This window comes from Xanthomonas hortorum (assembly GCF_040279205.1).
Taxonomy (GTDB): domain Bacteria; phylum Pseudomonadota; class Gammaproteobacteria; order Xanthomonadales; family Xanthomonadaceae; genus Xanthomonas; species Xanthomonas hortorum_F.
The window spans coordinates 31,597-53,769 of record NZ_JBEOLS010000034.1 but is presented as its reverse complement, the minus strand read 5'-3'; the positions used below and the strand labels follow the sequence as shown (position 1 = coordinate 53,769).

The following is a 22,173-nucleotide window of genomic DNA, read 5'->3' as shown; positions in this document are numbered from 1 at the left end:
GCATGGATGCCGCGTAAGAGCCTACATGGATGTACTTGCGGCGTGTCCCGCGATGGTGGGCGGGCAAGGGCCCTGCAGCCAGGCCAAAGATCATCGGCTCTACAAGCGATCTATCTGCATCGTCCAACTACTCAAAGCCAACCAATCTTTCGAGTCGGTGCATCGTCATAGATGCAGTCAAATGCTTACGTCAAGAGCCTGGTTAGTCGAGAGCGCGGTGTCCTCACCGCCCGCGGGACACGCCGTGAATCCGTCCATGGAGGCTCGGTGGCGGCATCCATGCCGCCACACGGTCCCGCAATCGGTGAGGACACCGCACCAGAAAGTTTGCCGGCTGTTTTATTGAAAACCATGCACACCGACATTCTCGACTGGTCCTTGCCCGCCTACCGTCGCGGGACCTTACGCGGCATGGATGCCGCGTAAGAGCCTACATGGATGTACTTGCGGCGTGTCCCGCGATGGTGGGCGGGCAAGGGCCCTGCAGCCAGGCCAAAGATCATCGGCTCTACAAGCGATCTATCTGCATCGTCCAAACGCTCCTAACTTTCCGTGTGTCCCACGATGCTGGGCGGGCAAGGGCCTTGCAGCCAAGCCGAAGATCATCCGCTCTGCAAGTGATCTATCCGCACTCCTTCACCGCTTCAACCGAGATCTCACAGCCCTGCCGCCACAGAGCGGACGGTCACGCCTGTAACTTTTCCCAGGCCGGTTGGTCCGCGCAAACTGCTGCTGCAATCTGCCAGAATCGGCCGTCTTGTCTTGTCTGGATGCCGATCAACAATGACCGCTGCCGCGCCGCTTGCTTCGCCCATCAATTCGCCTGCGCGCGTGCTGTTCGCCAGTTTGATCGGCACCACCATCGAGTTTTTCGATTTCTATATTTACGCCACTGCCGCAGTGCTGGTGTTCCCGACCTTGTTCTTTCCGGCCGGCGATGGCAGCGCCGCGATGCTGCAGTCGCTGGCGACATTTGCCGTCGCATTTGTCGCGCGGCCGGTGGGCTCGGCCGTGTTCGGCCACTTCGGCGATCGGGTCGGGCGCAAGGCCACGTTGGTGGCGGCGCTGCTGACGATGGGCTTGTCCACGGTGGCGATCGGCTTGCTGCCCAGCTACGCGCAGATCGGCGTGTTTGCGCCTGCATTGTTGGCGTTGTGTCGCTTCGGCCAGGGGCTGGGCCTGGGCGGCGAATGGGGCGGGGCGGTCTTGCTTGCCACCGAAAACGCGCCGCCGGGCAAACGCGTGTGGTACGGCATGTTTCCGCAGCTGGGCGCGCCGCTGGGCTTTCTATTGTCCACTGGCACCTTCCTGGGCATGGGCGCAGTGCTCGACGATGCACAGTTCATGCAATGGGGCTGGCGTGTGCCCTTTCTGGCCAGTGCATTACTGGTGCTGACCGGCTTGTGGGTGCGCCTGAGCATCACCGAGACACCCGATTTCCAGAAGACCCTGGACCACAAAACACGCGTACGCCTGCCATTGGGCACGGTGATCACTCAGCACTGGCCGGCCTTGATCATCGGTACGCTGGGTGCGTTCGCCACCTTTGTGCTGTTCTATCTGATGACGGTGTTCGCGCTGGGTTACGGTACCAAGACGCTGGGCTACGACAAGGAGCAGTTTCTGCTGCTGCAGATGGCCGGTATCGTCTTTTTCGCGATCGGCATTCCGCTTTCGGCCAAGTTTGGTGATCGCCATGGTGCACCGCTGGCGATGATGCTGGCCAGCATCGCGATCATTGCGTTCGGGCTGGCATTTGCGCCGCTGTTTCAGGCCAATCATCCGTTGCAGGTGTTGATCTTCCTGGGGTTGGGCTTCTTTTTCATGGGATTGACCTACGGCCCCTGCGGCACGCTGCTGGCCGAGTTGTATCCCACCGAGGTGCGTTACACCGGCGCCTCATTGTCGTTCAATCTGGCCAGCATTCTGGGTGCGGCGCCGGCGCCGTATGTGGCCACGCAACTGGCCGCACGTTATGGCGTGCAGGCGGTCGGGCAGTATTTGGGGGGCGCTGCGGTGCTGAGTCTGTTGGCGTTGATCGCGGCGCGTGCGATGCGGCGCCGTTCCAGCGAAGCACATCCGTTCGTGTAGGAGCGCGCTGGCGCGCGATGAAGCGCTATCGATCATGCTTGATTGCATGCCGGCAGGCGCTTGCTGCGCGGCTCAGCCGGCCTCGATCAGACTGCCAGACGGACCTGATTGCGACCGCCGGCCTTGGCCAGATACAGGTGCTTGTCCGCCTCGTTCAACAGATGATGCAGCGACTGGTCGCCTTCGCTGGCGATGCACACGCCGATGCTGACCGTCATGCTCAGCGTTTCGTCGCCCACGCGCACGCGCAAGGCGCTGATGCGCTCACGCAAGGTTTCGAAATAGTCGCTGGCGTTGGCGACATCCAGCCCCGGCACCAGCAAGCAAAATTCTTCGCCGCCGAAGCGCGCCACCAGATCCTGCGGCCGCGCATGCCCGGAGACCGAGGCGGCCACCGCACGCAATGCCTGGTCGCCGGCTTCGTGGCCCCAGGTGTCGTTGATATGTTTGAAGTGGTCGATATCCACCATGGCCGCAGTCACCGTCTGGTCCTGCGACAGCAAGGCGGGGATTACCCGCTGGCTCTGTTCCAGAAAATAGCGCCGGTTGGGCAGGCCGGTGAGGAAGTCCCGGGTGGCCAGGTCCTGCAGCGTGCCGATCAGTTCCAGCTGGTCCACGTTCTGCGACACGCGGCAGAAGAATTCTTCGCGCGAGAAGGGTTTGCGCAAAAAATCGTTGGCGCCGTTCTTGAGAAAACGCGGGATCAGCGACGAATCGCTGTTGCCGGAAATGCCGATCACTGCAACCTTGTCGCGCGAGCGGATCGCACGCAGCCGGCGGGTGAATTCCACGCCTTCCATGCCGGGCATTTCCTGATCGACGATAGTCAGGCGAATGCCGGGGTCGCGCTCGATCGCCTGCAGGCCAGAGGCACCATCGGCAGCGAGCACCACGCGGTAGCCGTACATCGACAGCAATGCGCCGGCATAGGTACGCGCAGACAAGGAGTCGTCCACCACCAGCGCGGCGATACGCCGATTGCGCTCCAGGCGCTGCACCAGCCAGGCCAGATATTCGATCGCACCTGGCGCATTTTTGAGCACGTAATCGATGATCTGCTGCTGCAGCACGCGCTGGCGCAGATCCTCGTCGTAGACGCCGCTGACCACCACGGTGGGCAGTTTGCGCGAAAGGAAAAATTCCACGACCTTGTCGCGGTCGCCATCCACCAGCACCAGCCCGGTCAGGACCAGGAACCAACCATCTTCTTCGTCGAGTACGCGTGCTGCTTCGGCCAGGGTCGAGACAACCGTCACGGGCAGTTCCACGCGTTGCTCGATGGCTTCGCGCAGCATGCTGGTGAACGTGCGCGAGTTTTCCACCAGCAACACGCGTTGCGGCAAGACTGCGCTTTCACTATTGCGATGTAAGGTGCCTGGGGACATCGGTTAGCCGTGCGGATCGAACCGTCATACCAGCTAACGGCTCTGCTCGCCAAAACTTGAGCGCTTCGTCTCAAAGTGGCGAAGACTAAGAGTGGCTAACAAGACCTAGCGAGCGAGCGCCTGTCAGTGAGTGCAGTGGTTTTGTCGGCCGCATCTTGGCGGATGCAGTCAGAGGTCCAGATCAAACGCTGCGTGGGTCGAGGGCGCGGTGCCCTCACCGCTCGCGGGACACGCCGCAAGTACGTCCATGTAGGCTCGGTGGCGGCATCCATGCCGCCACACGGTCCCGCAATCGGTGAGGACACCGCACCAGAGAGTTTGTCGGTTGCTTTCTTAAAGCTTGTCCATCGCTCGGCTTACATTGAGAAGATGAATCAGGCGTGCCGTTATCTAAGCAACCCACGTAAGGCATTGCTTGCACCATGCACACCGACCATCTTGACTGGTCCTTGCCCGCCCACCGTCGCGGGACCTTACGCGGCATGGATGCCGCGTAAGAGCTTACAAGGACGTACTTGCAGCGTGTCCTGCGATGGGGGGCGGGCAAGGACCCTGCAGCCAAGTCGCAGCTCAGCAGCTCAGCAGCTCTGCAATCGAACAACGTGAAGTAGTTTGGTCAGCCGCTCTTGGGCCCAGATCACCACAGCGCATCGCGTAGCCGGTACCAGCTCATCGCCGCCACCAGCAAGGGAGTACGCATGAGCCGTCCGCCAGGGAAGGGCAGATGCGGGATGCGCTCGAACACGTCCAGACGTTGGCTCTGACCGGTGATGGCCTCGGCGATGACATGACCGGCAAGGCCGGTGGCTGCCACGCCATGGCCGGAGAAACCCTGCGCGAAATACACATTGGCCGCCAGCCGGCCCCAGTGCGGGGCGCGGTTGCGCGAGATGTCCACGTAGCCGCCCCACAGCGTTTCCAGCGGCACGCCGCGCAGCTGCGGGAACACCGTGTGCATGCGCTGCGTCATCAAGCGGTTCAAGCCGGGCGGCGGGCGCGAGGAATAACTGGCGCGGCCGCCGAACAGCAGCCGGTGGTCGGCGCTGAGCCGGTAATAGTCCAGCGCCCAATTGGTATCGGCCACGGCCATGTCGTTGGCGATCAAGGCGCGTGCGCGAGCCTCGCCCAGCGGCGGGGTTGCGCCTACATAGGTGCCCACCGGCATGATGTGGCGCTCCAACGATGCAGAAATGCCGTGTAGCAGGGCGTTTCCGGCAATCACGCCGAAGTCGGCGCTGACGCTGCCCTGGGCGGTGTGCATCACCACGCGGTCGCCGTACTCCTGCCGGGTCACCGCCGAGCCTTCGTAGATGCGCACGCCGGCCGCCAGCGCCGCGCGGGCCAGACCGAGCGCGTAGGCCAGTGGGTGCAGATGGCCGCTGGCCGGGTCGAACATCGCGCCCAGATACAGCGGGCTGTCCAGTACCTGCCGGGTGCGGGCGCGGTCCCACCATTCCAGCGGGTAGTCGTAGCGCTCGGCCATGCGCACGATGCCGTGCTGCAGGGCATGCACCTGGCGCGGTTTCAGAGGCACGTGGGCGTGGCCGTCGCGCCAGTCGCAGGCGATGGCATGACGCTCGATGCGCGCGCGCAGCAGGCGCATGCCGTCGCGTGAGAAGTCGAACAACAGCCGCGCGTCGGCATCGCCGACCAGCGCTTCCAGGGTTTCCTGCTCGCAGCCGTAGCCCACGATGGCCTGGCCGCCGTTGCGCCCGGACGCGCCCCAGCCGATGCGCCTGGCTTCCAGCACGATGACCTTGTAGCCGGCCTCGGCCAGGGCCAGGGCCGCAGTGAGGCCGGTGTAGCCGGCGCCGAGAATGCAGACATCGGCGCGTTCAACGCCTTGCAGGCGCGGCTGCTCCGGCAAGGCGGGCGTGCTGCGCGCGTACCAACTGTCAGGGTAGCCGTTGCCCGGCGTGTCGGTGTCTTGCAGTGATGTGGCCGGGGTGCCCATCACACGGTCCGCAGATACCGGGCGTAATCCAGATCCGGCACCAGCGCCTGGTAGTCGAGCAATTCGCGTTGTTTCTGCTGGCCGAACACATGCTGGAACTGGCTGCCGAACTGCTCGCCGATGAAAGGGCTGGCGCCAAATGCATCGACTGCGCCTTGCCAGGTGCGTGGCTGGAACACCGACTGCGCATAGGCATTGCCGGTGACTGGCGCAGTCGGCTCGGCGGGGTGTTGCAGGCCATCCAGCATGGCGGCGAGCACCGCGGCGGCGGCCAGATACGGATTGGCGTCCGCGCCGGCGATGCGGTGTTCGATCCGGGTATTGCGTGCGTCGCTATGCGGGATGCGCAGCGCCACGGTGCGATTGTTGAAGCCCCAGCTCGCATCCAAGGGCACGAAGGCATTGCTGACGAAGCGTCGATAACTATTGGCGTGCGGTGCGAACACCAGCAGCGAGGCATCCGCATGCCGCTGCAGCCCGGCGATGGCGTGGCGCAGGCTATCTGCCGGCGCATCGGCATGACTGGCAAACACGTTGCGACCGTCGGCATCGAGCACGCTCACGTGCAGATGCAGCCCGTTGCCGGCCTGGCCGGGGAAGGGCTTGGCCATGAAGCTGGCGAGCTTGCTCTGCTGCTGCGCGATCGCCTTGATGGTGCGTTTGAGCAGCAGTGCCTCGTCGCAGGCGGTCACCGCGTCGGCGCGATGTTGCAGGTTGATTTCGAACTGGCCGGGTGCGTATTCGGCCACTGCGGTGTCGGCGGGGATGCCTTGTTGCCGGCAGGCGGCGGTGACCGCGTCGGTGAAGCCGCGCTGGTCGTCCAGGTCCTGCAGCGAATACACCTGGGTGCTGTCGCTGCGCTCACCGGTGACCGGATCGCGCGGGGTCTGCGGACGCCCCTGCGCATCGGCCACCGCGTCGAACAGATAGAACTCCAGTTCCACCGCGATCACCGGGGTCAGGCCGAGCGCGGCAAAGCCACGCAACACACGCTGCAGTACCGCGCGTGGTGCGACCTCGAACACGCTGCCGTCGGGGTTGTGCATCGCCAGCAGCAGCTGCGCCATCGGCTGCGGTGCCCACGGCACCGGGCGCAGCGAGCCTTCGATCGGCCGGCAGATGCGGTCGGCATCGCCGATGGCGTAGCCCAGCCCGGTTTCTTCCACGGTATTGCCGGTGATGTCGGTGGCGATCAGCGACATCGGCAGGCACACGCCATCGCGATAGATCTTGCCCAGCGCCTCGCCTGTCACACGTTTGCCACGCAGTACGCCGTTGGTGTCGGGCAGCAGCAGGTCGACCGATTCGCAGCCATCGATGCGCGCCAGCGTGGCGGCATCGGCAGCAGGCAAGGACGCGGCGAAGTTTTCGGAAGCCATGGGCACCACCTGCGAAGTCGCCGCCCAGCCTAGCAAAGCCTGCGTGAGCAGTCGCAACCGCAGTCGCGTTGCGCTTGGCAATGCGTGCGGCGGCGCGGTAAGTTCGGCTGCATCGCAAGTGCATTGCACCTGACGTTCAACGCTCTACACCGGGATGTCTGCATGGCTGTCGTTCCACTGGTCGGGTTGCCGACCGATCGCATCCAGCAAGGGCCGCATCCGTTTCTGGCCGCTGGCGAAAAATACATTCGCGCGGTGGTGGAGGCGGCGGGCGCGATGCCGGTGTTGCTGCCGAGCCTGCAGCCCACGCTGGAGGCAGGCCTGTGGCTGGACCGGTTGGATGGCCTGTTACTGACCGGTGCGGTGAGCAATGTCGAACCGCATCACTACAGCGACGAGCCCAGTTGGGAAGGCAACCTGCATGATCCCGCACGCGATGCCACCATCCTTGGCCTGATCCCGCAGGCGCTTGCACGTGGCCTGCCGGTGCTGGCGATCTGCCGCGGCCTGCAGGAGGTCAACGTGGCGCTGGGCGGGCGCTTGCATCAACGCGTGCAGGAGGTGCCCGGCCTGGCCGATCATCGCGAAGACCGCAGCGCACCGCTGGACACGCAATACGGCCCGGCGCATCTGGTGCAGCTGCAAGCCGGCGGCTGGTTGGCCGGCATGAGCGAGACCGCGCAGGTGTGGGTGAATTCGTTGCACGGGCAGGGGATTGCGAAGCTCAGCGATGGGCTGGTGGTCGAAGCCACTGCACCGGATGGCCTGATCGAAGCCTTTAGCGGCGCCGGGCCGGGCTTTTTGCTCGCGGTGCAATGGCATCCGGAGTGGCGTGTCACACAGCATCCGTTCTACCGTGCCATCTTTCAGGCCTTCGGCGAGGCCTGTCGTCAATACGCCGCTCAACGCGGTCAGTGAGGTTGCATGTCCATCCGCACACGTTCGCGCACATCCACGCCCAAGCAGCCGGAGAGCGCGCTGCGCCGCTGGCTCAAGGAGCGCAACATCACCGAGGTGGAGTGCCTGGTGCCGGACATCACCGGCAACGCACGCGGCAAGATCATCCCCGCCGACAAGTTCTCGCACGACTACGGCACCCGTCTGCCGGAAGGCATCTTCGCCACCACCGTCACCGGCGATTTCCCGGACGATTATTACGAGCTGACCTCGCCATCGGATTCGGACATGCACCTGCGCCCGGACGCCTCCACCGTGCGCATGGTGCCGTGGGCCGCCGACCCCACCGCGCAGGTCATCCACGACTGCTACACCAAGGATGGGCAGCCGCACGAGCTTGCGCCGCGCAACGTGTTGCGCCGCGTGCTGGACGCCTATGCCGAGGTGAAGCTGCAACCAATGGTGGCGCCGGAGCTGGAATTCTTTCTGGTGCAGAAGAACACCGACCCGGATTTCCCGTTGCTGCCGCCGGCGGGGCGCTCCGGTCGCCCGGAAACCGCGCGGCAGTCGTATTCGATCGATGCGGTCAACGAGTTCGACCCGATCCTGGATCTGATGTACGACTACTGCGATGCGATGGAACTGGACGTGGATACCTTGATCCACGAATCCGGCGCGGCGCAGCTGGAGGTCAACTTCACCCATGCCGACGCGCTGTCGCGTGCCGATCAGGTCTTCATGTTCAAGCGCACCATGCGCGAGGCCGCGTTGCGGCATGGCGTGTACGCCACGTTTCTGGCCAAACCCATGGAGACTGAGCCGGGCAGTGCGATGCATATCCACCAGAGCCTGTTGCATACCGGCACTGGCAAGAATGTGTTCAGCGGCAAGCGCGAAGGCGGTTTCAGCGACACCTTTGCGCATTATCTCGGTGGTCTGCAGAAATACATTCCGATGGCGATGGGGTTGCTGGCGCCCAACGTCAATTCCTACCGGCGATTGATGTTCGGCGAGGTGTCGCCAAGCAATGTGCTGTGGGGGTTCGACAATCGCACCTGCGGGCTACGCGTGCCGATCGACACCCCGCACAACATGCGTGTGGAAAGCCGCTTTGCCGGCTCAGATGCCAATCCGTATCTGGCGATGGCAGCGACCTTGGCGTGCGGGTTATTGGGCATCCGCGAAAAGCTGGAACCTACTGCGCCGATCAGCAGCAACGGCAAGGAGCAGGGATACGATCTGCCGCGCTCGCTGGGTGAGGCCCTGGATGGGTTGGAGGGCTGTGAGGCATTGCAGGAGATGCTGGGTCGGCGGTTCGTGCGCGCCTATATCTCGGTGAAGCGGAAGGAATACGAGACGTTCTTTCGTGTCATCAGTTCGTGGGAGCGGGAGTTTTTGCTGTTGAATGTCTGAGGCGTTCGAGTCGCCTGGTGTGGCGCGCACGATTCCCTTCTCCCATCGGGAGAAGGTGCCCGAAGGGCGGATGAGGGTACGGCGTATAAGGATGCCTGATGCCTCGCGCATTGGACATTGCGCACCGCGCCCCGACCGCGCGTTTTCACTCCCTGTTCGGCATGCGCCACTGAAAGCATCTTGTGCCCGGCCGATCGACCGTAGACTGCACATACCCCGCAGCCGGAGTGCCCATGGATCCGCAAGCACTGAAAACCTTGCAGCAACTCGATGCCGCCCATCACCTGCATCCGTTCAATGACAATGCGGCATTGGCCGACAAGGGCACGCGCATCCTGACGCGCGGGCAGGGCGTGTATGTGTGGGATGCGGACGGCAACAAGTTGCTGGATGCGTTCGGCGGATTGTGGTGCGTGAATGTGGGCTACGGGCGCAAGGAGCTGGCGCAGGCAGCGGCGCGGCAGATGGAGCAGTTGGCGTACTACAACAGCTTCTTTCAGTGCACCACCGAGCCCACCATCCATCTGGCCGCCAAGCTGGCGGAGCTGACGCCGGGCGATTTGAACCATGCGTTCTTCGCCAACTCCGGCTCGGAGTCCAACGACACCATCCTGCGGCTGGTGCGGCACTTCTGGGCGGTTCAGGGGCAGCCGGAAAAACGCATCTTCATCGGCCGCCACGACGGCTACCACGGCACCACCATGGCCGGTGCCAGCCTGGGTGGCATGGAAGGCATGCACAAGCAGGGCGGCTTGCCGATTCCCGATATCCACCACATCGCCCCGCCGTATCACTTCGGCGATGGCGGTGAGATGGATCCCGAAGAATACGGGCTGCTGGCAGCGCGCCGCTTGGAAGAAAAGATTCTGCAGCTCGGCCCCGAGAACGTGGCAGCCTTCATCGGCGAGCCGATCATGGGTGCGATCGGGGTCTACATCCCGCCGCGCAGTTACTGGCCGGAAATCGAGCGCATCTGCCGGCGCTACGACGTGCTGCTGGTCGCCGACGAAGTGATCTGCGGCTTCGGCCGTACCGGTGCCTGGTTCGGTGCGGATTACTTCGGCTTCCAGCCCGATGTGATGACGCTCGCAAAGGGCATCACCTCCGGCTATATCCCGTTGGCGGCAGCAATGTTCAACGATCGCGTGGCCGGTGTGCTCAAGACGCACGGCGGCGAGCTGGCGCATGGCGGCACCTATTCCGGGCATCCGGTGTGTGCGGCGGTGGCGTTGGAGAATGTGCGGCTGTTGCAGGACGAGGGCATTGTGGAGACTGCGCGCACCCGGATTGCGCCGTATCTGGCGCAGCGCTGGGCCGAGCTGGGCGAACATCGCCTGGTGGGCGAGGCACGCATCGCCGGGCTGGTCGGCGCACTGGAACTGGTGCCAGACAAGCGCCAGCGCGGCATGTATTTCCCCGAGCGCGGGCGGGTGGGGGCGCTGTGCCGCGACTTCGCGCTGCGGCGCGGGCTGATCCTGCGCGCCACCTATGACGCCATGCTGCTGTCGCCGCCATTGATCATCACCTGCGAGCAGGTCGATGAGCTGTTCGACAAGGCCTGGGCGGCGCTGGAAGACACCGCGCAGGCGCTGGGCAGATAAGTGGCCCGCATCGCGCGCGCGTCAGCCGGGTGCGGACAACGTGCAGAAGGCGCTATGGTCGAATGCTGCATGCCACCCCGTTCAATGGCCGCGCCCGCCAGGTGCAGCGCGCGGTCGTTTTCGATAGCCGCAGCAAGCCAGGGAAATAAGCTGGGCAAACAGAAACCCGATGCGTAGGCTGGAACCTCGGCCGGCCACATCGCTGGCCTGCCATCACCGCACTGCTTTGGAGATCCACATGACGTTGCGACTGCTCGCCCTGACGCTGTCCACCACCTTGTTGGCTGCCTGCGGCGGCGGCACTGCGCCAGGTAACGCCGACGCACGAGCCAAAGTGCTCAACGTCTACAACTATTCGGACTACATCGCCGAAGACACCATTCCCGCGTTCGAAAAGAGCAGCGGCATCAAGGTCACCTACGACGTGTTCGACAGCGACGAGATGGTGGAAGCCAAACTGCTCGCCGGCGGCAGCGATTACGACGTGGTGGTGCCCACGCTGAGCTTCTTCGGCCGGCAGATCCAGGCCGGGGTGTTCCTGCCGCTGGACAAGAGCAAGATCCCCAACCTGGTCAATCTGGATCCGGACATCATGCGCCGCATCGCCGCGCAGGATCCGGGCAATGCCTTTGGCGTGCCGTACATGATCGGCACCACCGGCATCGGCTACAACGTGGACAAGCTCAAGGCCATCTTCGGCAGCACCGAGGTCGCCAACAGCTGGGATCTGGTATTCAAGCCGGAAAATCTGTCGAAGTTGAAGGACTGCGGCGTCACCATTCTCGACACGCCCTCGGACATGATTCCGATCGCGCTCAATTATCTGGGTCTGGATCCGCACAGCACGGTGCCGGCGGAGATCGAAAAAGCCGCCGCGCTGATCAAGACGATTCGCCCGTATGTGCAGAACTTCCACTCCAGCCAGTACGTGACCTCGCTGGCCAACGGCAACACCTGTCTTGCAGTGGGCTGGTCGGGCGACATCATCCAGGCGCGCGACCGCGCGGTAGAGGCCGGCAACACCGTCAAGGTGGCCTATTCGATCCCGAAGGAAGGCGCGCCGCAGTGGTTCGACATGCTGGCCATTCCCAAGGACGCCAAGCACCCCGACAACGCCTATGCCTTCATCAATTATCTGTTGAAGCCGGAGGTGGCTGCAGCCAACAGCAACTTCATCCACTACGCCAATCCGGTGCGCACTGCCACGCCGCTGGTGGATGCGGCGATCCGCAACGACTCCACCATCTACCCGCCGCCGGAGGTGACCTCCAAGATGTTCACCTATGCGATCAATCCGCCGGAAGTGGACCGGCTGTACACACGGCTGTGGACCGAGATCAAGACTGGTCGATGAGGCGGCGGCGGGGTGAAGGCGCGGCCGCGTAGCCAGGTCTTGATAAAGAACCAATCAGTCCAAGCGGCAGCTGACCAGGCTCGTCACGCAATCTGTACCGGGCGGTTCAAATAATTGTATGGTTGCGCCGCCTTCGCCGGAACCGCTGCTGCGGCACGTCGTTGCGCGCGCCTCGCCCACGACACAGGACGCCTGACTTTGAGCAACCACGATCACCAGTCCAACGACGGCCAGGCTTCGGCCCAGGATGCCCAAGGCAATGCTGCACACAATGAGCAGGAGCCGCCCAAGCCCTCGCCGTTGAAGAACCCCAAGGTGAAGTGGACGCTGATCGTGGTCGGCCTGCTGGTGGTGGTGTTGCTGGCGCTGTGGCTGGCCTACTACCTGATCAAGGGCCGCTACATGCAGAGCACCAATAACGCCTATCTACAGGCCGATTCGGTGGCGGTTGCGCCGCGCGTCAGCGGCTATGTGACCAAGGTGATGGTGGGCGACAACCAGATCGTGGAAGCCGGCCAGCCGCTGCTGCAGATCGACGACCGCACCTACCAGGCCACCCTGCAGCAGGCCGAGGCCGCAATCGCCGCGCGCCAGGCCGATATCGCCGCGGCAACTGCCAACGTGTCCGGCCAGGAGTCGTCGCTGGTGCAGGCGCGTAGCCAGGTGACCTCGGCAGCAGCAAGCCTGAAATTCGCCCAGGCCGAAGTGAAGCGCTTCGCCCCGTTGGCCGCCTCGGGTGCAGATACTCACGAACATCAGGAAAGCCTGCAGCACGAACTGGCCCGCGCACGTGCCCAATACGACGCCGCGCAGGCCCAGGCCAAGGGCGCGCAGAGCCAGATCCTGGCCAGCAACGCACAGCTGGAACAGGCGCAGGCCGGCGTGAAGCAGGCCACCGCCGATGCGGACCAGGCCCGCGTAGCGGTGGAAGACACCCTCCTCACCAGCCGCATCCGTGGCCGGGTCGGCGACAAGACCGTGCAGGTGGGCCAGTTCCTCGGCGCCGGCACCCGCACCATGACCATCGTGCCGCAGCAATCGCTGTACCTGGTCGCCAATTTCAAGGAAACCCAGGTCGGCCTGATGCGTCCGGGCCAGCCGGCCGAGATCGAGGTCGATGCGCTGTCGGGCGTGAAGCTGCACGGCAAGATCGAAAGCCTCTCGCCGGGCACCGGTTCGCAATTCGCATTGCTGCCGCCGGAGAACGCCACCGGCAACTTCACTAAAGTCGTCCAGCGCATTCCGGTACGGATCCGCGTGCTGGCCGGTGACGAGGCGCGCAAGGTGCTGGTGCCCGGCATGTCGGTCGAAGTGACGGTGGATACGCGCTCGGCCAAGGACGCCAAGCAACGGGCCGAGGAGGAATCCGATCGCGTGCAGGCGCAGGAGCGCGCGCGATGAGCGCAGCCGCAGCCACCGGCCCGCGTGCCGGCGGCAGCGCCCAACGCGAGAAGGCCGAACCGGGCGCCTGGCTGGCGGTACTGGCCGGCACCATCGGCTCGTTCATGGCGACGCTGGATATCTCCATCGTCAACGCGGCGCTGCCCACCATCCAGGGCGAGGTCGGCGCCAGCGGTACCGAAGGCACCTGGATTTCCACCGCCTACCTGGTCGCCGAGATCATCATGATCCCGCTCACAGGCTGGTTCGTGCGCACGCTGGGCCTGCGCAACTTCCTGCTGATCTGCGCGGTGATGTTCACCGCGTTCTCGGTGGTATGCGGCTTGTCGACCTCGTTGACGATGATGATCATTGGCCGCGTCGGGCAGGGCCTGGCCGGCGGTGCGTTGATTCCCACCGCGCTGACCATCGTCGCCACGCGCCTGCCGCCCAGTCAGCAGACCATGGGCACCGCCTTGTTCGGCATGACCGTGATCATGGGCCCGGTGATCGGCCCGCTGCTGGGCGGCTGGCTCACCGAAAACGTCAGCTGGCACTACGCGTTCTTCATCAACGTGCCGATCTGCGTTGGTCTGGTGGCCTTGTTGCTGCTCGGGTTGAAGCATGAAAAAGGCGATTGGGCCGGCCTGCTCGATGCCGACTGGTTGGGCATCTACGGCCTCACCGCCGGCCTGGGCGGGCTCACCGTGGTGCTGGAAGAAGGCCAGCGCGAGCGCTGGTTCGAATCCAGCGAGATCAACATGCTGAGCCTGATCTCCCTGAGCGGATTCATCGCCCTGGTGATTACCCAATTTCGCCGACGGCCGCCGGTGATCCACTTGTCGTTGTTGCTGCATCGCAGCTTCGGCGCGGTGTTCGTCATGATCATGGCGGTGGGCATGATCCTGTTCGGGGTCATGTACATGATTCCGCAGTTTCTGGCGGTGATCTCCGGCTACAACACCGAGCAGGCCGGCTACGTGTTGCTGTTGTCGGGCCTGCCGACCGTGCTGCTGATGCCGATGATGCCCAAGCTGCTGGAAGTGGTGGATGTGCGCATTCTGGTGATCGCCGGGCTGATCTGTTTTGCCGCGGCCTGTTTCGTCAATCTGTCGCTGACTGCCGACACCGTAGGCATGCATTTTGTCGCCGGCCAGTTGCTGCAGGGCTGCGGATTGGCGCTGGCGATGATGTCGTTGAATCAGGCCGCGATTTCGTCGGTGCCGCCCGAGCTGGCCGGCGATGCATCGGGCTTGTTCAACGCCGGCCGCAACCTGGGCGGCTCGGTGGGCCTGGCGCTGATCTCCACGTTTCAGGAGCGCCGCATGACCTTCCATACCGAAACCATCGGCAGCGCGATCACTGCCAATGCCTCACGTGCGCAGGATTTTCTCTCTGGCCTGACCGCGCAGATGCAGGGCAGTGCCGGTGCGGAGGGCGCGATCCGCTCGATCGCGCAGCTGGCGCGCCTGGTGCAACAGCAGGCGCTGGTGATGACCTATAGCGATCTGTTCTGGATCTTCGGCGTGATCGTGGTCTGCACGATTCCGTTGGCCTTTTTGCTCAAGCCGTTACCCAAGGGGGCGCACCTTGCAATGCACTGATTCCATGCGCCTGATCCGCATGCCGCTGGCAGCCGCGCTGAGCGCGGTGCTGCTCGGCGGCTGCATGCTCGGCCCCAACTACACCAAGGCGCCGGTCGTGGCCGATGCGGCCATGCAGGCGCCGGCATTGCATCGCGCCAGTGGCGCCGAGGTGGTCGCCGCTGCGCCGTTGAATCACTGGTGGGAGGAGCTGCACGATCCGATGCTCACCCAACTGGTCACCCAGGCGTTGGCCGACAGCCCCAATCTGCGTGTCGCGCAGGCTCGGTTGTTGGCTAACCGCGCACTGGCACGCCAGCGTCGCGCCGAGCGTCTGCCCAAGCTCAATGCCAGCGCGTTGTACGCGTATGCCGAGCCGCCGCAGACCATCGTCGATACGCTCGGCAACTTGCAGAATGGCCAGAACAGCCAGCCGCCGGCCGCAGGCAGCGAAGAGGCGAGCCTGGACAAGACCCAGATCTACAGCGTCGGGTTCGATGCCAGCTGGGAGCTGGATTTGTTCGGCCGCCGCCGTCGCGCCGCCGAAGGTGCGCTGGCACAGGCACAGGCCTCCGAAGCCGAGCTGGCCGATGCGCAGGTGCAGCTGGCTGCCGAAGTCGGGCAGGTCTATCTCAACTACCGCGGGCTGCAGGCGCGCTTGGCCATTGCCGACGCCAACCTCGACAAGATCGGGCAGACGTTGCGGCTGACCCAGCAGCGCCGCGAACAAGGCGCTGCTTCGGATCTGCAGGTCGAGCAGATCGCCACGCAAGTGCAGCAGCAACAGGCGCAACGCCTGCCGCTGGACATGCAATCGCAGGAGGCATTGGACCAGCTGGCGTTGATGGTCGGGCGCGAGCCCGGTGCACTGGATACGCAATTGAGCACAGCGCAGCCCTTGCCGATGTTGCCCACCCAGGTGCGAGTGGACGATGCCGGTGCGTTGATCCGTCGCCGCCCCGACGTGCGCAAGGCCGAACGCGAGCTGGCTGCCTCCAGCGCGCAGATCGGCGAGGCATTGAACGGCTACTTCCCGCAGGTGACCTTGCTGGGCGGGCTGAGCTGGGTGGCCGGCTCGCCCAGCGATTTCAATTCCGACGCCTTGACCACGCTGGCGGTGCCGATGTTGCGCTGGTCGATCTTCGATTTCGGCCGCACCAAGGCCCAGGTGGAGCAGGCGCGTGCCGGCAATGCCGGCCGCGAGGCCGCGTACGAGGGTGCCGTGCTGGGTGCGTTGCAGGACGCCAATTCCGCGTTGGCGCGCTTCGGCTCGGCGCGCAAGCAACTGGTGGTGGCGCGGCAGGCCGAAGCCTCGGCCACGCGCTCGGCCGGGCTGATGCAGCAGCGGCGCGATGCCGGTGCCACCTCGTCGATCGACCTGCTCGACGTGCAACGCCAGCAACTATCCGCGCAGGACGCCGCCGCGCAGGCGCAGGTGCAGTTGCTGGTGAACTACGTGGCCTTGCAGAAAAGCCTGGGCCTGGGATGGAGCGAATCGGCGCAGGAGGCGCGCTGAGCGATTCCTGATGCGGCGGGCGCAAGCGCTGCAGCCGCGTGCGGGTTTTGCCATGATGCGGTGAGTGGTCGCCAGTGCGGTCCTCGCGCCTTCGCAATCGAGAGGTTTCATGGCAGTTCCCGAGCAACTCTCCACCAGCGACACCGCCTATCTGAGTATCAGCGAGGTCCGCAAGGAGTTCGACGGCTTCGTCGCGGTCGACGATGTCAGTCTGCAGATCCGCAAGGGCGAGATCTTTGCGCTGCTGGGCGGCTCGGGCAGCGGCAAGTCCACGTTGCTGCGCTGCCTGGCCGGTTTTGAACGGCCGACCAAGGGGCGCATCGTGCTCGATGGCCAACCCATCGACGCGCTGCCGCCGTACGAGCGCCCGATCAACATGATGTTTCAGTCGTATGCGCTGTTTCCGCACATGAGCGTGGAGCAGAACATCGCATTCGGATTGAAGCAGGAAGCCTTGTCCAGATCCGCCATCGCCGCACGTGTCGGCGAGATGCTGGAGCTGGTGCAGCTCGGCACCCTGGCCAAGCGCAAGCCGCATCAATTATCCGGCGGCCAGCAGCAACGCGTGGCGTTGGCACGCTCGCTGGCCAAGCGGCCCAAGCTGCTGTTGCTGGACGAACCGATGGGCGCGCTGGACAAGAAACTGCGTTCGCAGATGCAGCTGGAACTGGTCAACATCATCGAAACCTCCGGCGTCACCTGCGTCATGGTCACCCACGATCAGGAAGAGGCCATGACCATGGCCACCCGCATCGCGCTGATGGACAAGGGCTGGATCCAGCAGGTCGGCACCCCCGACGAGATCTACGAACAACCGGCCAACCGCTTCGCTGCCGAATTCATCGGCTCGGTCAATCTGATCGACGCGGTCATCGTCGAAGATGAGCCGGATTACGTCGGTTTGAAAACCTCCGCGTTCGACGCCTGCATCCGCATCGGGCATGGCATCACCGGATTTGCGGGGCAGGCGGTGGCGTTTGCGCTGCGTCCCGAAAAACTCGCCATCGGCAAGGACGAACCCGCGCAGACCTGCAACAAGGCGCACGGGGTGATCGAAGACATCGCCTATTTCGGCAGCCATTCGGTCTATCACGTGCGTTTGCCGAGCGGCTTCAAACTGATGGCCCACTTCGCCAACCGCCAGCGTTGGGCCAGCGAAGCGCTGACCTGGGGCGATGCGGTGTGGGTGGGCTGGGGCAATGACGATGGCGTGGTGCTCACCGCATGAGAGCGGCCAGCAAAACTACTGCGCAGCCGCCAGGGGCGCGCGGCCGGTGCTCGGAATCCTCATGTACCACTCGTACACTGCTGTTCCTGCGCGCCGTCCGCGCCCCCCTGGCGACTGCTCGCTACGTTTTGCTAGCCACTCTTAGCCGCGTACTGCCGGGGGCGCGCTGGAGCGTGATTGCCGCACCGTATCTGTGGCTGCTGCTGTTCTTTGCGATTCCGTTCCTGATCGTGCTGAAGATCTCCTTCGCCGAGCACGCCACCGCAATGCCGCCGTACACGCCGCTGTTCGCCGTGGCTGCCGATGGCGCGGTGAGCATCAAGCTGCATCTGGGCAACTATCTGGTCTTGTTGCGCGACAGCCAATACGCGGCGGCGTATGCGAGTTCGATCAAGATCGCAGCGATCTCCACTGCGCTTGCGTTGCTGATCGGCTACCCGATGGCCTACGTGATCGCGCGCCTGCCGCTGGCCACGCGCAACGTGGCGATGATGCTGGTGGTGCTGCCGTCGTGGACCTCGTTCCTGATCCGCGTGTACGCCTGGATCGGCATCCTCGACAGCAACGGATTGCTCAATCAGGCGCTGCTGGCACTGGGCGTGATCCGGCAGCCGTTGCACCTGCTGTACACCCCGATCGCCACCTACATCGGCATCGTCTACTGCTATCTGCCCTTCATGCTGTTGCCGCTGTACGCCAATCTGGTCAAGCACGATCAACGCTTGCTGGAAGCGGCCTACGATCTGGGCGCGCGGCCGTGGCAGGCGTTTGTGCGCATCACCTGGCCGCTGTCGCGCAATGGCATTGTGGCCGGCTGCATGCTGGTGATGATTCCGGCGGTGGGCGAATTCGTGATTCCGGAAATGCTGGGCGGCCCCAACACCTTGATGATCGGCCGCGTGCTGTGGGGCGAGTTCTTCAACAATCGCGACTGGCCGGTGGCCGCTGCGGTGGCCACGGTGATGTTGTTGCTGCTGCTGGTGCCGATCGTGATTTTCCACCGTTATCAACAGCGCGAGCTGGAAGGGCGGCTGACATGATGCGCGCCTCTCGCAGCGCACGCGTGCTGGGCGGCAGCGTGCTCGCGCTGGGTTTCGGCTTTTTGTATCTGCCGATCCTGTTGCTGATGGTTTACTCGTTCAACGCCTCGCGCCTGGCCACCGTGTGGGGTGGTTTTTCCACGCGCTGGTATGGCGAATTGCTGCGCGACCGGCAGTTGCTGGACGCGGCCTGGGTCAGCCTGGAAGTGGCATTCTGGACCGCATGTGCATCGACGGTGCTGGGCACCATGGCCGCGATGGCGATGGTGCGCATGCGGCGCTTTCCCGGCAAAACCTTGTTCGGTGCCTTGATTACCGCGCCCTTGGTGATGCCGGAAGTGATCATCGGCTTGTCGATCCTGCTGTTGCTGGTGTCGATGGGCGGGATGCTCGGTATCGCACCGCGCGGGGCGGTCGCGATCTGGGTGGCGCACGTCACCTTCACCGTCTCGTTCGTCACGGTGGTGATTTCCTCGCGGCTGCAGGAGCTGGACCGTTCGCTGGAAGAAGCCGCGATGGATCTAGGGGCCACGCCGCTGAAAGTGTTCTTCCTGATCACCTTGCCGATCATCGCGCCCGCATTGGCCTCGGGCTGGCTGCTCGCCTTCACGCTATCGCTGGACGATGTGGTGATCGCCAGTTTTCTGGCCGGGCCCAATTCCACCACGCTTCCGATCAAGGTATTCGCCTCGGTGCGGCTGGGCATCAGCCCCAAGATCAATGCGCTCGCGACGGTGATGGTGCTGGCGGTGTCGATCGCCGCGGTGATCGGTTGGTGGCTGTTGGCACGCAGCGAAAAACGCCGACAGCGCGATGCACAGTTGGCTTTGCAATCCGCGCTCTGAGCGCGTGCCGGTAGTGGAGCGGTAGTAGGCAGCGCTTACATCGACGTGGACTGCACCGCTCGAAACTGCGGTGCACGCAGGGTACATGTGGGTGACGGGCGCCTGCCTTGCTGCTGCGCTGTTGTTTCGTTGGCCGCGCTTACTTGGCCGGAGGCGTATAACCGCTATCCCATGGCTGCGGTTTGGTCAAAAAGCACTGGTACTCGGCGCTGATCTCGTAACCCTGCTGCTCGGTTCTGGGCTGTTCGGCGGGCCGATCATCGCGGTTGCTTTTGCCATCGCGCTTATTGTCTTTGCGTTCCTGCTTGCTCGGATAGATCGTGACCATGTTCGGCGAGGAACTGGCGGTCACGAACTGGCGGACGGCAGTGTCCGAGCAGGCCCGCAGTGCCTCCTCCTCGCATGGCTGGGCAGGGTTGGGCAGGTTGTTGGTGCAAGTCACGGTCACGAACCCGTTCGCGCTGGGGCGTGGCCCGCGCATCACGTCCTGGATGAACGCGCAACCAGGCAAGGATGCGCTTACGACGATCGCCAACGCAGTGCAAAAGAACAAACGCATCGAGGTTCTTCCGTGAGTGATCGATTCTGATCAGAGCCGGAATGCTAGAGCATTTCTGGCCCTGTCATGCTATTGCGCAAAGTAAAGTTGGGCCACTGGCGACAGTCTGTTTCGGGCAGGCGCTTCCGGGCGGTCATGTCGGTCGTCGCAAGCGCCATGTGATCGCGCTGCGGCATTCCGTCGGGGTGCCGGCAAACACAGCGTTGCAGCGATTTCAGATGGTTGTGACGCGGCTGCAACTTCCCGGAGACTAGCATGACCGCCCTGCTACAGGAGACCGTCATGTCCTACGACACCGTCAACCCGGCCAATGGCCAGGTCGAGCACACTCAGCAAACCCTGGATGCCGCCGCCATCGAGGCGCGTCTGGCCGCTGCTGCCAAGGCGTTTCCCACCTGGGCGGCGCTGCCGCTGGCCGAGCGGGGCGCCTTGCTGCGCCGCGTCGGTGAAGAGCTGAGCAAACGGCGCGACGATCTGCAGCGCATCATGACTGCCGAGATGGGCAAGCTGCGCCATGAAGCGCTGGCCGAGGTCGACAAGTGCGCGCAGGGTTGCGCGTACTACGCAGATCACGCGGCCGAGTATCTGGCACCGCGTGACATCCCGACCGAAGCGCAATCCAGCTACGTACGTTACGAGCCGTTGGGCTGCGTCTTTGCGGTGATGCCATGGAATTTCCCGTTGTGGCAGGCGTTTCGCTTTCTCGCACCGGGCCTGATGGCCGGCAACGTCGCGTTGCTCAAGCACGCCAGCAATGTGCCGCGTTGCGCCGATGCGATGAAAGAAGTGCTCGATGCTGCCGGCATTCCGCCCGGCGTGTTCGATGTGCTGCATATCGACAACGACCAGGCGGCTGACGTGTTGCGTGACGATCGCATCGCCGCAGTGACGCTCACCGGCAGCGAGCGTGCGGGCCGGTCGCTGGCCGCAAACGCGGGCGACCAGTTGAAGAAGTGCGTGATGGAACTCGGCGGCAGCGATGCCTTCGTGGTGCTGGAAGACGCCGATCTGGGGCACACCGTCACGTCTGCCGTGCAGTCGCGTTTCGACAACAGCGGGCAGACCTGCATCGCCGCCAAGCGCTTCATCGTGGTGGACGCGATCGCCGATCAGTTCATCGAACGCTTTGTCGCTGCCGCGTCCAAGCGTGTGCTCGGCGACCCGCAGCAGGAAACTACCACGCTCGCGCCGATGGCACGCGCCGACCTGCGCGACGAGTTGCACAAGCAGGTGCAGGCCAGCGTGGAGAAGGGCGCAAAGGTGCTGCTCGGTGGCGAGCCTGTGGCTGGCTCGCATGCAGGCTATCCCGCCACCATTCTCGACCGTGTTGCCCCGGGCATGCCGGCTTACGAGGAAGAGTTGTTCGGCCCGGTCGCTTCGGTGATCCGCGTGGCCGACGAAGCAGAAGCGGTGCGTGTGGCCAACGACACCACCTTCGGTCTGGGCGGCAGCGTGTGGACGGCAGATGCCAAACGCGGCGAGCGCGTGGCGCAGCAGTTGCAATGCGGTGCGGCGTTCGTCAATTCGGTGGTCAAGAGTGATGTGCGTTTGCCATTCGGTGGGATCAAGCGCTCCGGTTTCGGGCGCGAGCTGGCCGAGCATGGCATTCATGAGTTCATGAACATCAAGACGATTTATGTAGCTTGATTGCTGGGATTGGTGAGTCGGGGTTGGGGATTCGCACAATCAGGATTTGTACAAGCGATGCACTTCCCTTCTCCCGTCGGGAGAAGGTGCCCGAAGGGCGGATGAGGGTACGGGTTGCACGCGATAGTTGATGCTTGCTCAACGAAGCAAACGGGGAAGCAGGGGCTTGAGGCAAAGCCAAGGCCAAAGCTTCCGCGCCTTGCGGCGCGGGTTACTTTTGTTTCGGCAAAAGTAACCAAAACCATGTCGCCCGACGCGATCCGGTGCGATGGAGCCGCACCGGTGCCCTGCGCTCCTCGCC

The 22,173-nt window shown here is 64.0% G+C and carries 16 protein-coding genes and 1 other RNA gene; 13 read left to right on the top strand and 4 right to left on the bottom strand.

Annotation, left to right across the window (positions count from 1 at the left end; genetic code table 11):
* The first annotated feature begins 783 nt into the window (after positions 1 to 783).
* On the top strand, positions 784 to 2,091 hold the full coding sequence (locus ABS769_RS14015; RefSeq protein ID WP_268214837.1) for an MFS transporter: 1,308 nt from the start codon (positions 784 to 786) through the stop codon (positions 2,089 to 2,091).
* An 86-nt stretch (positions 2,092 to 2,177) separates the two neighbouring features.
* Here the strand turns inward: ABS769_RS14015 and ABS769_RS14010 are convergent, their stop codons facing one another.
* The 3 genes from ABS769_RS14010 to ABS769_RS14000 form a co-directional block, all read right to left on the bottom strand.
* Entirely contained in the window at positions 2,178 to 3,476 is a 1,299-nt protein-coding gene (locus ABS769_RS14010) for a diguanylate cyclase (RefSeq protein WP_229010118.1), read from the bottom strand.
* A gap of 637 nt (positions 3,477 to 4,113) precedes the next feature.
* A complete protein-coding gene (locus ABS769_RS14005; protein ID WP_317060368.1) occupies positions 4,114 to 5,430 on the bottom strand; it encodes an NAD(P)/FAD-dependent oxidoreductase in 1,317 nt (438 codons plus the stop codon).
* Positions 5,430 to 6,809, bottom strand: a complete 1,380-nt coding sequence (locus tag ABS769_RS14000) for a glutamine synthetase family protein (protein WP_317060369.1) — start codon at positions 6,807 to 6,809, stop codon at positions 5,430 to 5,432. Before ABS769_RS14000 ends, ABS769_RS14005 begins: the two co-directional genes overlap by 1 nt.
* Before the next feature lie 162 nt (positions 6,810 to 6,971).
* Here ABS769_RS14000 and ABS769_RS13995 point away from each other — a divergent pair, with 162 nt between their 5' ends.
* The 11 genes from ABS769_RS13995 to ABS769_RS13945 all read left to right on the top strand — a co-directional run bounded on the left by ABS769_RS13995 (position 6,972) and on the right by ABS769_RS13945 (position 19,666).
* A complete protein-coding gene (locus tag ABS769_RS13995; RefSeq protein ID WP_317060370.1) occupies positions 6,972 to 7,727 on the top strand; it encodes a gamma-glutamyl-gamma-aminobutyrate hydrolase family protein in 756 nt (251 codons plus the stop codon).
* Positions 7,728 to 7,733: 6 nt separating this feature from the next.
* A complete protein-coding gene (locus ABS769_RS13990) occupies positions 7,734 to 9,119 on the top strand; it encodes a glutamine synthetase family protein (protein WP_317060372.1) in 1,386 nt (461 codons plus the stop codon).
* A gap of 233 nt (positions 9,120 to 9,352) precedes the next feature.
* Positions 9,353 to 10,720, top strand: a complete 1,368-nt coding sequence (locus ABS769_RS13985; protein ID WP_317060373.1) for an aspartate aminotransferase family protein — start codon at positions 9,353 to 9,355, stop codon at positions 10,718 to 10,720.
* Between the two features lie 238 nt (positions 10,721 to 10,958).
* Complete coding sequence (locus ABS769_RS13980; RefSeq protein WP_317060374.1) at positions 10,959 to 12,074, top strand: polyamine ABC transporter substrate-binding protein; 1,116 nt, start codon at positions 10,959 to 10,961, stop codon at positions 12,072 to 12,074.
* A gap of 198 nt (positions 12,075 to 12,272) precedes the next feature.
* The gene (locus tag ABS769_RS13975; protein ID WP_168957336.1) at positions 12,273 to 13,475 is read left to right on the top strand and encodes an HlyD family secretion protein; all 1,203 of its coding nucleotides are present in this window, start codon (positions 12,273 to 12,275) and stop codon (positions 13,473 to 13,475) included.
* Positions 13,472 to 15,058, top strand: coding sequence for an MDR family MFS transporter (locus ABS769_RS13970; protein WP_317060375.1), 1,587 nt, complete (start codon positions 13,472 to 13,474; stop codon positions 15,056 to 15,058). The genes ABS769_RS13975 and ABS769_RS13970 overlap by 4 nt, the downstream gene beginning before the upstream one ends.
* Positions 15,059 to 15,062: 4 nt before the next feature.
* Complete coding sequence (locus ABS769_RS13965; protein WP_317060377.1) at positions 15,063 to 16,553, top strand: efflux transporter outer membrane subunit; 1,491 nt, start codon at positions 15,063 to 15,065, stop codon at positions 16,551 to 16,553.
* Between the two features lie 109 nt (positions 16,554 to 16,662).
* The gene (locus ABS769_RS13960) at positions 16,663 to 17,781 is read left to right on the top strand and encodes an ABC transporter ATP-binding protein (protein WP_317060378.1); all 1,119 of its coding nucleotides are present in this window, start codon (positions 16,663 to 16,665) and stop codon (positions 17,779 to 17,781) included.
* A 61-nt stretch (positions 17,782 to 17,842) separates the two neighbouring features.
* A non-coding RNA gene (locus ABS769_RS13955) (sX9 sRNA) lies at positions 17,843 to 17,918 on the top strand.
* Positions 17,910 to 18,821, top strand: coding sequence for an ABC transporter permease subunit (locus ABS769_RS13950; protein ID WP_317060379.1), 912 nt, complete (start codon positions 17,910 to 17,912; stop codon positions 18,819 to 18,821). Before ABS769_RS13955 ends, ABS769_RS13950 begins: the two co-directional genes overlap by 9 nt.
* Positions 18,818 to 19,666 (top strand): ABC transporter permease subunit, encoded by an 849-nt coding sequence (locus ABS769_RS13945; RefSeq protein ID WP_317060381.1) that lies wholly within the window; start codon positions 18,818 to 18,820, stop codon positions 19,664 to 19,666. The genes ABS769_RS13950 and ABS769_RS13945 overlap by 4 nt, the downstream gene beginning before the upstream one ends.
* Before the next feature lie 139 nt (positions 19,667 to 19,805).
* Here ABS769_RS13945 and ABS769_RS13940 read toward each other — a convergent pair whose 3' ends face one another.
* Positions 19,806 to 20,225 carry a hypothetical protein gene (locus tag ABS769_RS13940; protein WP_317060382.1) on the bottom strand — a complete coding sequence of 140 codons (420 nt, stop codon included), beginning with the start codon at positions 20,223 to 20,225 and terminating at the stop codon, positions 19,806 to 19,808.
* A gap of 255 nt (positions 20,226 to 20,480) precedes the next feature.
* On the opposite strand from ABS769_RS13940, the gene ABS769_RS13935 reads away from it, so the two are divergent.
* The gene (locus ABS769_RS13935; protein WP_317060383.1) at positions 20,481 to 21,872 is read left to right on the top strand and encodes an NAD-dependent succinate-semialdehyde dehydrogenase; all 1,392 of its coding nucleotides are present in this window, start codon (positions 20,481 to 20,483) and stop codon (positions 21,870 to 21,872) included.
* The last annotated feature ends 301 nt before the right edge of the window (positions 21,873 to 22,173 follow it).

Coding starts and splice junctions, on each gene's coding strand:
- ABS769_RS14015 (WP_268214837.1), top strand. CDS start 784: ATGACCGCTGCCGCGCCGCTTGCTTCGCCCATCAATTCGCCTGCGCGC.
- ABS769_RS14010 (WP_229010118.1), bottom strand. CDS start 3,476: ATGTCCCCAGGCACCTTACATCGCAATAGTGAAAGCGCAGTCTTGCCG.
- ABS769_RS14005 (WP_317060368.1), bottom strand. CDS start 5,430: ATGGGCACCCCGGCCACATCACTGCAAGACACCGACACGCCGGGCAAC.
- ABS769_RS14000 (WP_317060369.1), bottom strand. CDS start 6,809: ATGGCTTCCGAAAACTTCGCCGCGTCCTTGCCTGCTGCCGATGCCGCC.
- ABS769_RS13995 (WP_317060370.1), top strand. CDS start 6,972: ATGGCTGTCGTTCCACTGGTCGGGTTGCCGACCGATCGCATCCAGCAA.
- ABS769_RS13990 (WP_317060372.1), top strand. CDS start 7,734: ATGTCCATCCGCACACGTTCGCGCACATCCACGCCCAAGCAGCCGGAG.
- ABS769_RS13985 (WP_317060373.1), top strand. CDS start 9,353: ATGGATCCGCAAGCACTGAAAACCTTGCAGCAACTCGATGCCGCCCAT.
- ABS769_RS13980 (WP_317060374.1), top strand. CDS start 10,959: ATGACGTTGCGACTGCTCGCCCTGACGCTGTCCACCACCTTGTTGGCT.
- ABS769_RS13970 (WP_317060375.1), top strand. CDS start 13,472: ATGAGCGCAGCCGCAGCCACCGGCCCGCGTGCCGGCGGCAGCGCCCAA.
- ABS769_RS13965 (WP_317060377.1), top strand. CDS start 15,063: ATGCGCCTGATCCGCATGCCGCTGGCAGCCGCGCTGAGCGCGGTGCTG.
- ABS769_RS13960 (WP_317060378.1), top strand. CDS start 16,663: ATGGCAGTTCCCGAGCAACTCTCCACCAGCGACACCGCCTATCTGAGT.
- ABS769_RS13945 (WP_317060381.1), top strand. CDS start 18,818: ATGATGCGCGCCTCTCGCAGCGCACGCGTGCTGGGCGGCAGCGTGCTC.
- ABS769_RS13940 (WP_317060382.1), bottom strand. CDS start 20,225: ATGCGTTTGTTCTTTTGCACTGCGTTGGCGATCGTCGTAAGCGCATCC.
- ABS769_RS13935 (WP_317060383.1), top strand. CDS start 20,481: ATGACCGCCCTGCTACAGGAGACCGTCATGTCCTACGACACCGTCAAC.